Source organism: Desulforudis sp. DRI-14 (assembly GCF_052618305.1).
On record NZ_JBQXEZ010000004.1, the window covers coordinates 43,170 to 57,270 of the forward strand.

11 protein-coding genes are annotated in these 14,101 nt (G+C 58.9%); all 11 read left to right on the forward strand.

All coding sequences use genetic code 11. The features are described 5' to 3' along the window. Positions 1–114: 114 nt before the first annotated feature. Entirely contained in the window at positions 115–450 is a 336-nt protein-coding gene (locus ACUM6F_RS04165) for a P-II family nitrogen regulator (protein WP_425621045.1), read from the forward strand. A gap of 163 nt (positions 451–613) precedes the next feature. After that, positions 614–1,954 carry an ammonium transporter gene (locus ACUM6F_RS04170; RefSeq protein WP_445348470.1) on the forward strand — a complete coding sequence of 447 codons (1,341 nt, stop codon included), beginning with the start codon at positions 614–616 and terminating at the stop codon, positions 1,952–1,954. 177 nt (positions 1,955–2,131) lie between these two features. After that, positions 2,132–2,716 carry an ANTAR domain-containing response regulator gene (locus tag ACUM6F_RS04175; protein ID WP_425621047.1) on the forward strand — a complete coding sequence of 195 codons (585 nt, stop codon included), beginning with the start codon at positions 2,132–2,134 and terminating at the stop codon, positions 2,714–2,716. Positions 2,717–2,869: 153 nt separating this feature from the next. After that, complete coding sequence (locus ACUM6F_RS04180; RefSeq protein WP_445348471.1) at positions 2,870–4,195, forward strand: glutamine synthetase family protein; 1,326 nt, start codon at positions 2,870–2,872, stop codon at positions 4,193–4,195. A 204-nt stretch (positions 4,196–4,399) separates the two neighbouring features. Next, a complete protein-coding gene (locus ACUM6F_RS04185; RefSeq protein WP_445348472.1) occupies positions 4,400–5,980 on the forward strand; it encodes a glutamate synthase-related protein in 1,581 nt (526 codons plus the stop codon). Positions 5,981–6,185: 205 nt separating this feature from the next. Then, entirely contained in the window at positions 6,186–6,773 is a 588-nt protein-coding gene (locus ACUM6F_RS04190) for an ANTAR domain-containing response regulator (RefSeq protein WP_445348473.1), read from the forward strand. A 346-nt stretch (positions 6,774–7,119) separates the two neighbouring features. After that, on the forward strand, positions 7,120–8,451 hold the full coding sequence (gene glnA, locus ACUM6F_RS04195; protein ID WP_445348474.1) for a type I glutamate--ammonia ligase: 1,332 nt from the start codon (positions 7,120–7,122) through the stop codon (positions 8,449–8,451). Positions 8,452–8,683: 232 nt separating this feature from the next. Beyond that, complete coding sequence (locus ACUM6F_RS04200; RefSeq protein ID WP_445348475.1) at positions 8,684–10,021, forward strand: glutamine synthetase family protein; 1,338 nt, start codon at positions 8,684–8,686, stop codon at positions 10,019–10,021. Positions 10,022–10,373: 352 nt separating this feature from the next. Beyond that, positions 10,374–11,480: a hypothetical protein gene (locus ACUM6F_RS04205; protein WP_425621052.1), complete on the forward strand. Its 1,107-nt coding sequence runs from the start codon at positions 10,374–10,376 to the stop codon at positions 11,478–11,480. Then, positions 11,477–13,075: a glutamate synthase-related protein gene (locus ACUM6F_RS04210; protein WP_425621053.1), complete on the forward strand. Its 1,599-nt coding sequence runs from the start codon at positions 11,477–11,479 to the stop codon at positions 13,073–13,075. Before ACUM6F_RS04205 ends, ACUM6F_RS04210 begins: the two co-directional genes overlap by 4 nt. Before the next feature lie 246 nt (positions 13,076–13,321). Further along, positions 13,322–14,059 (forward strand): GltB/FmdC/FwdC-like GXGXG domain-containing protein, encoded by a 738-nt coding sequence (locus ACUM6F_RS04215; protein ID WP_426377463.1) that lies wholly within the window; start codon positions 13,322–13,324, stop codon positions 14,057–14,059. The last annotated feature ends 42 nt before the right edge of the window (positions 14,060–14,101 follow it).

The window sequence follows — 14,101 nt, forward strand, 5'->3', positions numbered from 1 at the left end:
TGATACAAAGTCGTATCGAGGCCTACGAGGGCGCCCATGTGCGGGCGCCTTTCAGTTTCTTGGGGGGGCCGGCTCTCTTGGGGATTAAAGTCAACTCTCAAAGGGGGAAGTCACGTGAAGAAGATCGAAGCCATCATCAGGGCAACCAAGGTTGAAGACGTCAAAAAGGCCCTGGATAAGTTCGGTATCCATGGGATGACGGTGTCCGACGTGCTGGGCTGCGGACTGCAGCGCGGTCACCGTGAAATCTACCGGGGGACGGAGTACATCAAGCTGTTGCCCAAGGTGAAGATGGAAATCGTGGTCCGCGACGAGCACGTCGACAGGGTTGTGGAGTTAATCGGCGACGCTGCTCGCACCGGTGAGGTCGGGGACGGGAAGATCTTCATCACGCCGGTGGAGAACGCGATCCGCATCAGGACGAAAGAAGCGGGCGACGCCGCGATCTAGCGCTGGCTGGACAGTCGCCAACGGGCAACGGCGCCTCGGTAAAAAGAATGCATCCGGGGCGTTTGCATTTTTCGGCAAGGGTGCCTCAAGAAACGGTCATACGCTGTGGTATGTTCCGCAGAAGGATTCTCCCACCAAAACCGTTTAAGGAGGCATTATTTTTATGCGCAGATACGTGACGTGGAGCATACTGACGTTAATGGTTTCATTACTTATTCCCGGCTTGGCGTGGGCCGGAGAGCCGACGCTTGATACCGGCGACACCAGCTTTATTCTCGTTTGCACTTTTCTTGTCTTCCTGATGACACCCGGCCTGGCGTTCTTCTACGGCGGCATGGTGAGAAAGAAGAATGTCTTAAGCACGATGATGCACAGTTTTATTGTCATCTGCCTTGTTTCGGTCCAGTGGGTACTCTTCGGTTACACACTTGCTTTCGGTCCCGACGTTAAGAAGATTGTCGGAAACCTCGATTTAATCGGCCTTAGCGGCATGGGCACCGGGATAATCGGGACGATTCCGGACTACGTGTTCATGGCCTTCCAGTTGATGTTCGCGATAATCACGGCGGCTCTCATCTCTGGTGCTATCGCGGAAAGGATGCGTTTTCCGGCTTTTATTGCCTTCGTTTTGTTGTGGACGACACTGGTCTATGACCCCCTAGCCCACTGGGTCTGGGGCGGCGGCTGGTTAATGACCCTCGGTGCTCTGGACTTCGCCGGCGGGACCGTTGTACACATCAGTTCCGGTGTGGCTGGATTGGTGGCGGCGCTGGTCGTCGGCAAGCGGCTCGGTCACGGCGTCAAGACGATGACGCCGCACAGTCTCCCGTTTACTGTCCTGGGTGCCGGGTTGCTTTGGTTCGGCTGGTTCGGCTTTAACCCGGGCAGTGCCCTGGCGGCTAACGCTCTGGCGGCTAACGCTCTGGTCACCACCAACACGGCTGCGGCATCGGCGGCACTGGGCTGGGTCATTGCGGAATGGCTGCGCTTCGGTAAGCCGACGGTTCTCGGTGCCGCTTCGGGGTGTATCGCGGGCCTGGTTGCCATCACCCCGGCCGCCGGTTTCGTAACTCCTCTTGCTTCCATTATTATCGGGCTTGTTGGTGGTGTCGTCTGCTTCATCGCTGTTGCCATCGTCAAGGGCAAGCTGGGTTACGACGATTCGCTCGACGCTTTTGGTGTTCACGGTGTCGGCGGAATATGGGGAGCCCTGGCGACCGGCCTGTTTGCCTGCCCGGCCGTGAACGAGTTGGGTACGGGTCTCTTCTACGGGAACCCGGCCCAGCTTGGGATCCAGGCTATTGGTGTTATTGCCACCATTGCTCTGTCGGGTATCTTAACCTTCATCATCTTAAAGGTTATCGGGCTGTTCACCCCGCTGCGCGCGACGGTCGACGAGGAGGAGGCCGGCCTGGACATCACCCTGCACGGGGAAAGTGCCTACCACGAGGGCGGCGGCGCCGTGCGCGACGGCGGCCTGGTGGGAACACCCGCGGTATCTTGAACTCGTAAGCTTATCCCCCTCAAGGTTACAACACCACGGCGCAACCCCCGTTCCGGCGGGGGTTGTTCTTTGTCATCCCGCGTCCCCCGGGTCTTATCTGCTTATGCCATGCTATGTTTTTGGCCGGGGGTATGTTAAAATAGAGAAATTTAGTAACCCTGCAAAGGAGCAGAAGGGATGCTGCAGACTCGAGTCGTCATCGCCGTGGCTGACGACAACGAGCGAAAGAAGCTTCGGAACAAGCTGGTTAAGGCCGGGCACCTGGTTATCGCCCAGGTGGCCGACGCCAAGGAAACCTTAAGGGTAACCTTCCAGTTCCATCCGGACCTCGTTATCTTCGACACCCGGCTTCCCGACTACGGCGGCCTGGGGGTTCCCCAGGTTATCGACGAGCACCGGGTGGCCCCCATCGTTTTTCTGGCGCATGACCCGCGGGATATCGCCTCTATGGCCAGAACCGAATGGATGCTTTCCTATATATTAGTGCCGTACACGGACGACGAACTGTACCTGGCCATCGAAGTGGCCCTCGCCAACTTTCGCCGTCTCACCGCGCTCGAACAGGAAAACACTAGGCTCAAACGCAACGTCGAGTCACGGAAACTGGTCGAAAGGGCTAAAGGCCTGCTGATGGAGCGTAAAGGTTTTAGCGAGCGTGACGCCTATAAATACATCCAGAAGAGGAGCATGGATACTTCGCGGTCTCTGGCCAAGGTTGCCAGGGAGATCATCATTCAACTGGAATCATCGGATAAGAAATAGTGTACTGTATACTTGGGGCTGTGCCCTTGATTTCTTCGACAAGACCTTCTATAATCGGGGACAGTTAATTAATGAAGCGGGGCAATGGCGTCCCTGAAATCCGCTTAAAATAAGCGGGTTTTGGGGCGTTTTTATTTTTTGGAGGTGAGTTGCTTGCCAAGGCTGCTGACCGCAGAAGACGTCCAGCACTTAGCCCAAGAGTATAATGTGAAGTTTGTCCGCCTCCAGTTTACCGACATCCTGGGGGCGCTCAAGAACATCGCTATCACCGTTGAAGAGTTGGACAGAGCACTGGCCGGCAAGGTCTGTTTTGACAGCGCTGTTTTCGAGGGGTTTGTGCGCGGCCGCCGCCGTGACGTACTGCTGCAGCCGGTGCCCTCTACTTTCGAAGTCTTCCCTTGGCGCCCCAGGGACGGCGCCGTGGCGAGACTGATCTGCGAGGCCCGTACGGCGGACGAGGGCGAATTTGAAGGCTGCTCGCGCTCGGTTCTCCGCCGGACCCTCAACAAGGCTCGTGAACGGGGCTGGATGTTGATGGTGGGGCCGGAGACCGAGTTCTTCCTGTTCGGTACCGACGAGCAGGGGCTTCCGACTACCCGCACCAACGACCGGGCGGGCTTCTGCGACCTGACGCCCATTGACCTTGGGGAAAACGCCCGGCGCGACATGATCCTGACCCTGGAGCAAATGGACATCGAGGTGACGTCGTCGCACCACGAGATCGCCCCGGGCCAGCACGAAATCGGTCTTAAAGACGACACGGCCCTGGCCATGGCCGACAAGCTGGCGACCTTCAAGTTTGTCGTACGCACGGTGGCACAGCGCCACGGGCTGCACGCCTCTTTCATGCCGAAGCCTCTTGACAATTCAATCGGCTCCGGCATGACCCTCAACCTTTCCCTCTGGGACGGGGAAAAGAACCTTTTCCAGGATGATTCCGCCCCCCTGCTGCTCAGCGAGACGGGGAGGTTCTTTGTAGGGGGTATCCTGAAACACGCCCGGGCCATCACGGCCATTACCAACCCGCTGATCAATTCATACAAACGCCTGATCCCCAACAACCTTTCGCCTGTTCTGGCGGGGTGGTCGGAAGGAAACCGCGCCACGATGATCAGGGTTCCTGGTTACGATAACCACGGAGCGAGGCTCGTCCTCAAAAGCCCCGACCCTACAGCCAACCCGTACTTGGCCCTTGCAGCCATCCTGGCTGCCGGCATCGACGGCATCGATAACCGGATCGAACCGCCCCCGCCGCTCGAAGAGTGCAGCAATGAGGAACTTGCGGGGCTTGTCAAAGAAATCAGCCTTCCCCGTAACATGGGCGAAGCTCTGACGGCCCTTGCGGAGGACCGGCTTGTTCAGGACACGCTGGGTGAAGCGATTTACCAGCGGATCATGGCCGTCAAGCAAGACGAATGGACACGCTACAACGATAAAGTACATCAATGGGAACTGGACGAATACCTGGCTAAATACTAGGTGTTTGGTATTAGGTGTTGGGTGTTCTATATTAGCTGTTGGCTGTTGAATGTCGGATGGAGAAGTTTTCTAGCGACTCACCCGATAGGATCTTGAACCACGCGGAATAGCAGAGGGGATGATAGCCTTTAACCAGTTAGATAGTTTACTAAAGAAACAAAATAGATAACTTTAAATTATTTTTTACAGGAGGATGGCAGTCAGATGAATTTCAGCGTTGGCACAAATGCTAGTGTAGCAACACAGACCAGGCTTCGTACCGGTGACCAGAAGTGCCCGCAGAGCGGCATGTGCGTGACCTGTCTCGACGGGTGTCCGGGGACGTGCGAAATTGGCAAGTCGGCGATTCGGGGCAAAGAGGTGCTTTACCCCCAGCCCTTTGGCAAAACCACTTCCGCCGGCCAGAAGAAGTATCCCGTAGACTACTCTCATATCAATATCCAGGGTACGGCAGTGGGCGCTTTCGGCATCGATGCCGACCCTGACAAGGCGATCTTCCCTGCCGTTGACCTTACGACCAGACTGGGCCGGAATGGGGACATCAAACTCAGTCTGCCGATTGTTGTCGCTGCCATGGGCTCGACCAACGTTGCCGCCAACAACTGGGACCACCTGGCTGCCGGGGCGGCGCTTGCCGGTATCGGCATCGCTATCGGCGAGAACGTCTGCGCTATGGACCCCGACTCGGAGATCAAGAACGGCCGCGTGGTACATTCACCGGCAATGGAAGCCCGCATTAAGGCTTTCACCGACTGGTACGACGGTGAGAATGGCTTCATTGCCGTACAGGCCAACGTTGAGGATACCCGATTGGGCGTTCAGGAATGGTGCATCGAGAAGTTTGGCATTGAGGCGGTGGAACTCAAGTGGGGACAGGGAGCCAAAGACATCGGCGGCGAGGTTAAGCTTAACAGTCTGGAACGCGCCCTGCAGTTAAAGGGCCGCGGCTACATCGTGCTGCCCGACCCGGAGGACCCGGCCGTACAGGAGGCCTTCAAGGCGGGCGCCTTTAGAGAGTTTGAACGGCACTCCCGCATCGGGTTTGTCGAATATGAGAGCTTCATGGCCCGGGTTGAAGAGCTGCGTAAGGCCGGGGCGAAGTACGTCTTCTTGAAGACGGGGGCCTACCGCCCCGCAGACCTGGCGCGGGCTGTCAAGTACGCCTCCGATGCCAAGCTCGACCTTCTGACCGTGGACGGCGCCGGCGGGGGTACCGGGATGAGCCCCTGGCGGATGATGAACGAGTGGGGTATTCCCACGCTCTACATCCAGGCCCTCCTGACCCAGTACTGCGATCGTTTGGCCGCGAAAGGCGCCTATATTCCGCCGATTGCCATCGCGGGCGGGCTGACCCTGGAAGACCATATGTTCAAGGGTTTTGCCCTCAGTGCTCCTTATGTTAAGGCCATTGGCATGGCCCGCTCGCCGCTCGCTGCAGCCATGGTTGCGAAGACCGTCGACCAGAATCTCAAGGAAGGTAAGGTCCTGCCGGAGTATAAGGCCTACGGGGATACCGTGGAGCAGGTTATCCGTTCCGCTAGACGCATCAAAGCAAGGCTGGGAGCGGACTATGACCGCCTGCCGGTAGGCGCCCTCGGCGTTTACGGCTACTGCGACCGCCTGGCCCAGGGCTTGCGCCAGCTGATGTGCGGTGCCCGGAAGTGGGCGCTTAACTACATCACCCGCGACGATGTCGTCGCCTTAACTCCGGAAGCGGCCAGGATTACCGGCATCAAGTACATTATGGACGCGGACAGGGAGGAAGTCGATCAGATCCTGGGATGAAGATGACAAGTATACAGGATATTTATCAATAAAACTCTTGTCAGATAATCTGTCAGTTCGTATAATACATTGTATTAAAATATATACCTCGGGTACAACGACGTATCCAGGACGGCAATGATGCCCCGGTGGACTGCGCAAGCGCGGTTCGTCAGGGGCGTTTTTATTTGCCGGGAATACTAGTTAAAACGAGGAGGTAGGCCCTGTGCCCAGGCAGCAGCGCGTCGTCGTGGTCGAGCCCGACGCTCACTGGCGCAAGAATTTGAAGGCGACGCTGGCAAAGGCGGATTACTTGGTCATCGGCGAGGCCGAAGACGGCATCACCGCCATCAAGCTGATCCGTTCCCGGCAACCGGACCTGGTCATCACCGATGCCTTCCTCCCGGGCATGAATGGGTTGGAGGTGGCCCGCATCGTCCACGACGACAAACTGGCCCCTGTCGTCCTAACCTGCAGCGCGTACAACATGGATGTGCTGGAGAAGGCGAAGGAAGCGCAGGTCTTCGGTTTCGTCGTCAAACCGGTCGACGAGCAGACCATCATCCCCATCATCGAGATCGCCCTGAACAGCTACCGCGAGGTTACGCGGCTTGAGGGCGAAATCCGCTCGCTGAAGGACACGCTTGAGACCCGCAAGACGGTGGAGAGGGCGAAGGGTATCCTCATGGAGACGCTCGGTCTCTCGGAAGTCGAGGCCTTCAGGAGGATCCAGAAGCAGAGCATGAACAAGCGCCTCTCGATGCGGGCGGTCGCGGAAGCCATTATCCTGGCGCACCAGCTTAATGAAAGCTAAAATGCCCGGCACTCAACTGAAGGAGTTGAATTGCAGGTAGATCTAACCTGTTAACGTTTCAAGGAGTAATTGTTAGCCCTGAATGTAAATGTAATGGTTCTTCGAGTTGAGTGCCGGGAGCACTCAGCGTCAAGCATCCGGCGCTTAGACTAAGGGTTTTAACCCGAATGCTAATGCGGAACGCTGAATGCCGAATGCTGCTTTAAGTGAATATCCCCGGAGAGGCATAACGGAGTGCGTCCCGGGTAGGCAATGACGCCTTTAGAAGGTGGGTTGAAATAACCCCTTTTAAAGGCTTGCTTTTTTAGGGCACCTTGAGGGGTCAAATTAAAGGAGGAGAACTCTCATGGAACAGGCGATCAAACAGGAGATCTTGGAAAAGTGCAGGCAGCTCGGTGTCAAGTTCATCAGGCTTCAGTTTACCGACATCCTGGGCGTGCTCAAGAACGTGGCCATTCCGGTAGAACAGCTGGAAAAGGCCCTGGACGGCGAACTGATGTTTGACGGGTCCTCGATTCACGGCTTCGCCCGGATCGAAGAGTCCGACATGTATCTCCGCCCGGACCCCAAGACCTTTGTCATCTTCCCCTGGCGTCCACGGGACGGTGCCGTGGCGCGCCTGATTTGCGACATCTATACCCCGGACGGCGCCCCCTTCGCCGGGTGCCCGCGGAATACCTTGAAGCGCGTGCTTGCCGAGGCCCGTGCCCTGGGGTACACCATGAACGCCGGCCCTGAACTGGAATTCTTCCTCTTCCACGTGGACTCCGACGGCTGCCCGCTCCTCGATACCCAGGACAAAGCCGGCTACTTTGACCTTTCTCCCGTGGACAAAGGCGAAAACGCCCGCCGCGAAATGGTCATGGCCCTGGAAGAGATGGGCTTCGAGATCGAGGCCTCGCACCACGAAGTGGCCCCCGGCCAGCACGAGATCGACTTCAAATACTCCGACGCCCTGGACGTGGCCGACAAGATCGTAACCTTCAAGTTCGTGGTGCGCACCCTGGCCCAGCGCCACGGCCTGCACGCCACCTTTATGCCGAAGCCGATCTACGGCATCAACGGCTCCGGGATGCACACCAACCAGTCGCTGTTCAAGGGTGGAAACAACGCCTTCTTCGATCCCACGACCCCGGACCAACTGAGCCAGGAATGCTACTGGTACGTGGGGGGCCTGCTGAAGCACGCCCGCGGCTTTGCCGCCGTGACGAACCCGACAGTCAACTCGTACAAGCGCTTGGTGCCCGGCTACGAGGCGCCGGTCTACCTGGCCTGGGCGCAGGGCAACCGCAGCGCGCTGATCCGCATCCCGGCGAAGCGCGGGCTGTCCACCCGGGTGGAGTTGCGCAATCCCGATCCGGCCTGCAACCCGTACCTGGCCCTGTCCGTGGCCCTGGCCGCCGGTCTGGACGGGATCAAGAACAAGATCGCCCCGCCCGAACGCGTGGAACGCGACATCTTCCACTTAAGCCCGCAGGACCGCCTGGAGATGGGTGTGGCCAGCATGCCCGGCAGCCTGGAAGAGGCCCTCGGTGAACTGGAAAAAGACGATGTCGTCAAGAAAGCGCTGGGTGACCATGTCCTGACGAAGTTCCTGGAAATCAAGCGCAAGGAATGGGACGAATACCGGGTCCAGGTCCACCCCTGGGAAGTCGAGCAATATCTGGAGAAGTTTTAGGCGCTGTCTTCACCCGGTACTCAGCCTTACGGCCCATCTTTCGGGGCTGACCCTAATGACCCGAGGAACAGACTCTGGCTAACGCTGGAGGTTGCTTACGGGCTGAGTGCCGGGTGAGGCGACTTCTTCTTCTGAGGAAGGGCGCCGTGAGGAACCGGGATATTTCTGCTTCGAAGATCCTGTTCCGGTTTCTGACCGCGCTTTTCCAATCTTTCACAAGGTGGTGTTTAGATTGGCTGCCTGGCTAACGCCCGAAGACGTGCGGGAGCTGGTCCAACAGTTTGGCGTCAAGTTCATCCGCCTGCAGTTTACCGACCTGCAGGGCGTGCTGAAGAACGTGGCCATCACCGCGGACCAGCTCGATAAGGCCCTGGCGGGAGAACTGATGTTTGACGGCTCATCGATTGAGGGCTTTGTGCGGATTGAGGAATCCGACATGTACCTGCGCCCTGACCCTTCGACTTTCACTATTTTTCCATGGCGTCCCCGGAACGGGGCGGTGGCGCGGCTGATTTGCGACGTTTACACGGCAACAGGTGAACCGTTTGCCGGCGACCCCCGGCAGGTTCTGAAGCGGGCCCGGCTGGAAGCGGAAAAGCTGGGCTTTGTTTACAAAGTCGGGGCGGAAGCCGAGTTTTTCCTCTTCCACCTCGATGAGAAAGGACGGCCGCTTTTAACCACGCAGGACCGCGGCGGTTACTTCGACGCCACTCCCAATGACTTGGGGAGCGAGGCCCGGCGCGAAATGGTCATCATTCTTGAGGAGATGGGCTTCGAGATCGAGGCCTCGCACCACGAGGTGGCCCCCGGGCAGCACGAGATCCGCATCAAGTACGACGATGTCCTGGCGACGGCCGACAAGATCGCCACTTTCCGGTTCGTGGTGCGCACGATCGCCCAGCGCCACGGCCTGCATGCCACCTTCATGCCCAAACCCATCGGCGGCATCTGCGGTTCGGGCATGCACATCAGCCAGTCGCTGTTTAAGGACGATACGCGTAACATTTTCCACGACCCTTACGGGGAGGACGAATTGAGCACGGAAGCCCTTTGCTTTATCAACGGGCTTTTGCAGCACGCCCGCGGGATCACGGCCGTCACCAATCCCACCGTGAACTCGTACAAGCGCCTGGTACCAGGCTACGAGGCGCCGACCGACATCGCCTGGTCCTTTCAGAACCGCAGCCCCCTGATCCGCATTCCCTCTGAACGCGGTCTTAACACGAGGATCGAACTGCGCAGCCCGGACCCGTCCTGCAATCCCTACCTGGCTATGGCCGTATGCCTGCGTGCCGGGCTCGACGGCCTGGCACGAGGCGAACTGCCGCCCCCGCCTTGCTACGAAAACCTTTACGAGCTGACTGACCGACGTAGGGAGGAACTGGGTATCGGCAGGCTTCCCGGAAGCCTGCAAGAGGCGATCGAGGCCATGGAGGCCGACCCGCTGGTGAGAGAGACGCTCGGCGAACACGTCTACGAGCGTTTCATCAAGCTCAAAAAAGCAGAGTGGGACAGCTACCGGGTGCAGGTCCACCCGTGGGAGATAGAACGCTACCTCACCCTTTACTAAAGCGGAGCGCGAAATGCGGGCTTCGCCCGTGCACTCAGCGTTGGCTGTCGGCACTCGGATAATAACTTAGTCCGGTTAACTCTATTCCGAATGCTGAACGCTGAATGCCATTAAGTCTGACAGCTAACTGCAGGCTACCGCTGAATCCGCAAGGATGTATATTCGCAATTCCCGAACGGCTCAGCACTCAACTCGAAGAGCCATTACATTTAGAGCCACTGTCAGTCTTCGAGATGCTACAAAACTAGATCTACCTGCAACTTAACTCGCTTAGTTGAGTGCCGGGGAGTCTTACTACCTACGACTTACTACCGCTGAATCCGCAAGGATTCAGCTTGGAGGAGTGTGTTTAATGAACGAATTAATGAGGGAAGGAAATATCAGGATACCATCGGGCTGCGCGGTCAGCGCCATCTTGAACGTTAAAGGCCGGCGCATCAACGGCGAGGCCATTACCAGTTCGATAACCTGCATGCACGAGCGTTCAAACGGCCTGGGCGGGGGGTTCGCGGGGTATGGCATCTACCCCGAGTTTGCCGGCCATTACGCCATCCATCTGCTGTACGAGAGCGAACAGGCGAAGATCGACGTCGACGCCTACCTGCAGCGGGTGTTCGATATCGACCGGGCGGAGCCCATCCCCACGCGGACGGTCACGGCGATCACCGACACCCCGCTGCTGTGGCGCTATTTCGCCACGCCCAAGAGGGATTGCGTTATGCAGTGCAGCATCCCCGACGAGCATGAGTTCGTGGCCCGCACCGTCATGAAGATCAACACCCGGTTCTCCGGGGCCTTTGTCGTCTCGTCGGGCAAGAACATGGGCGTTTTCAAAGGGGTCGGTTACCCCGAGGACATCGCCCGCTTCTACCGGCTCGAAGATTACGAGGGCTACCTGTGGACCGCGCACGGCCGCTTTCCGACGAACACTCCGGGCTGGTGGGGCGGCGCCCATCCCTTTAATCTTCTCGACTGGTCGGTGGTGCACAACGGTGAGGTCTCTTCTTACGGGATCAACAAGCGCTACCTGGAGATGTTCCGCTACCGCCTGGAACTCCAGACCGACACCGAGGTGATCGCCTACCTGTTCGACCTGTTGCACCGGCGCCACGGTCTACCGCTGCCGCTGGTCTGCCGGGTGTTGGCCTCGCCCTTTTGGCGCGACATCGACCGCATGCCGGAAGAAGAGCGGGCCTTGTACACGGCCCTGCGCCAGGTGTACGCCCCGGCGCTGGTCAACGGGCCTTTCAGCATCATTGTCTCGCACAGCAGGGGGATGATCGGCCTGAACGACCGCATCAAGCTGCGGCCTCTCGTAGCGGCCAGGAAGGGCGACTTTGTGCTGATGGCCAGCGAAGAGAGCGCCATGCGCAACATTATGGGCGATCTCGACGAGGTGTGGGCCGTACATGCCGGGGAACCACTGATTGTTGATCTAGAGGGAGGCGCGGTTCAATGAAGAGCTTTCTGCCGCCGGAATTTCTTGTTCAGATAGACCACAGCCGCTGTAAGCGGTGCGGGACGTGCGTCAACGGCTGTGCCTTCGGCGTCTTCAGTTTCACGCATAGCGTCTGGGCGAAGCCGTTCAGGTTTGCCGGGTCCGACCTGGAGGCGCTGCGGAAAATCTACCAGGAAGAGAAGTACGACATCGACCGGGTTCTCACCGACAGCAGCAAGTGCGTGCAGTGCCACTACTGCGTGGCCCACTGTCCGGAGGGTGCGATTACGGTCGTACCTAACCCGCTGGCTTACAAGCAAAACCATCACTGGCTGCCGCATTACCAGAAGGGGATCTGGATGCAGGCTGAAACCGGGGGTATGGTCCTCACTTCGAGCGGCAACGATAAGGCTTACTTTAGCTACTACGACCACTTGGTCCTCGACGCCTGCCAGGTCACCAACCCGTCCATCGATCCCTTGCGCGAGCCGATGGAACTGCGGACCTATCTCGGCACCAAACCCGACGCCGTGGAAGTGGCGGCGCGCCCGGACGGCACTTACGAGCTCAAGACGAAGATGCCTCCCCAGCTAAAGCTGGAAACGCCCATCGTCTTTGCGGCTATGTCTTTCGGGGCCGTCAGCCTGAACGTACAGAAAGCCCTGGCCATGGCGGCCAAGGAGTGCGGTATATACTGGAATACCGGCGAGGGCGGCCTGCATGAGGACCTGTATCCTTACGGCGCGCACACCATCGTCCAGGTCGCCTCAGGGCGTTTCGGGGTCAATGCGGGCTACCTCAATCGCGCCGCAGCCGTAGAGATTAAGATCGGCCAGGGGGCCAAGCCTGGGATCGGCGGTCACCTGCCCGGTGAAAAGGTTAACGAGGAGGTTTCGCAGACCCGTATGATCCCGGTCGGGTCGGACGCCCTTTCCCCGGCTCCGCACCACGACATTTATTCGATCGAGGACCTGGGGCAGCTGATCTTCGCCATTAAGGAAGCCACCGCCTACACTAAGCCGGTGTCCGTCAAGATCGCCGCCGTGCACAACGTGGCCGCGATTGCCAGCGGCATCGCCCGGGCTGGAGCGGACATCATTTACATCGACGGCTTCCGCGGCGGCACGGGGGCGGCGCCGATGGTCATCCGCGACCACGTCGGCATCCCCATCGAAGCGGCCCTGGCGGCTGTTGACGAACGCCTGCGCCAGGAAGGCATCCGCAATCGCGTTTCGATCATCGCTGCCGGGGGTTACCGCCACAGCGGCGATGTTGCCAAGGCCCTGGCCCTGGGCGCCGACGCCGTCGCCATCGGTACGGCGGCCCTGATCGCTCTGGGCTGCCACCTCTGCCAGAAGTGCTATACCGGAAAGTGCAACTGGGGCATCGCCACTCAGCGGCCGGAACTGACCCGGAGGCTCGATCCCGAGGAAGGCGCGCAGCGGGTCGTCAACCTGATCCGCGGCTGGTCGCTGGAACTCAAGGAAATCCTCGGCGCCCTCGGGACCAACGCCGTGGAAAGCCTGCGCGGTAATCGCCTGCGTCTCCGGGGCATCGGCCTGAGCAATACCGATCTCCGGATTCTGGGCGTAAAGCCGGCGGGAGAAGGAGTGTAGCTGAATCCTTCGGATTCAGCGGTAGTTATTAGTAGTTGGCTGTTGGACTTAATAGCACTGAGCGTTCAGTGTTCGGCTAGTTCTCCGAGTTGAGTGCTGAGCCTTTTAGGCATTCAGCGTTCAGCGTTTGGAATTGGAAACATCCATCAATTTGAGTGCTGGCAGCCGAGTGCTGTTAGGTGCCAGTAGTCGATGTCAGGAACGTGGCTGATGGATGTTGCGTTACTGCAAGGGGGAAAAACCATGTTGTTGGAGATCGATGCGAAGGGCTTGCACTACAGGCCTCTCAATGAAAAAATCAGGGCGGCCGTCCAGGACGGCGTTGCGGAGATAGAGCTTTACAACATCAATGGCCAGCGCTATATAGGGGCGGGCTTGAGCAGCAAGGTGCGGATCAACATCCACGGGGTGCCGGGCAACGACCTCGGGGTCTTCATGGACGGGCCGCGGATCGTGGTCCGCGGCAACGCCCAGGACGGCATCGGCAACACTATGAATGACGGGTTGATCGTCGTCCATGGCGATGCCGGGGACGTCCTCGGCTACGCCATGCGGGGCGGCCGGATGTTCGTCCGCGGCAAGGTGGGCTTTCGCGTGGGCATCCACATGAAGGAGTACCGCGACCAGGTCCCGGCCATCGTCGTGGGTGAAACGGCTGGCAACTTTCTGGGGGAATACATGGCGGGGGGTGTCCTCGTGGTGCTGGGACTCAACCGGCGGCCGGGGGAACCGCTGGCCGGACAGTACCTGGGCACCGGCATGCACGGGGGCGTTATGTACCTCCGCGGTGGTGTGGATGAATATACGCTGGGCAAAGAGGTCAAGGTTTTCAACCTCGAAGACGGGGATGAGGCCGTCCTGGAGCCGTTGCTCAGGGCCTACGCCGGTTATTTCGGCTGCCGCTACGAGGAAATCCGGCAGGAGCCGTTTGTGAAGCTGCTGCCGGTGTCGCATCGGCCTTACGGGCGGTTATACGCGGTGTAAGCGCGGGTACCCTGCAGCCTGCCCCCACCCCTACGGCTTATG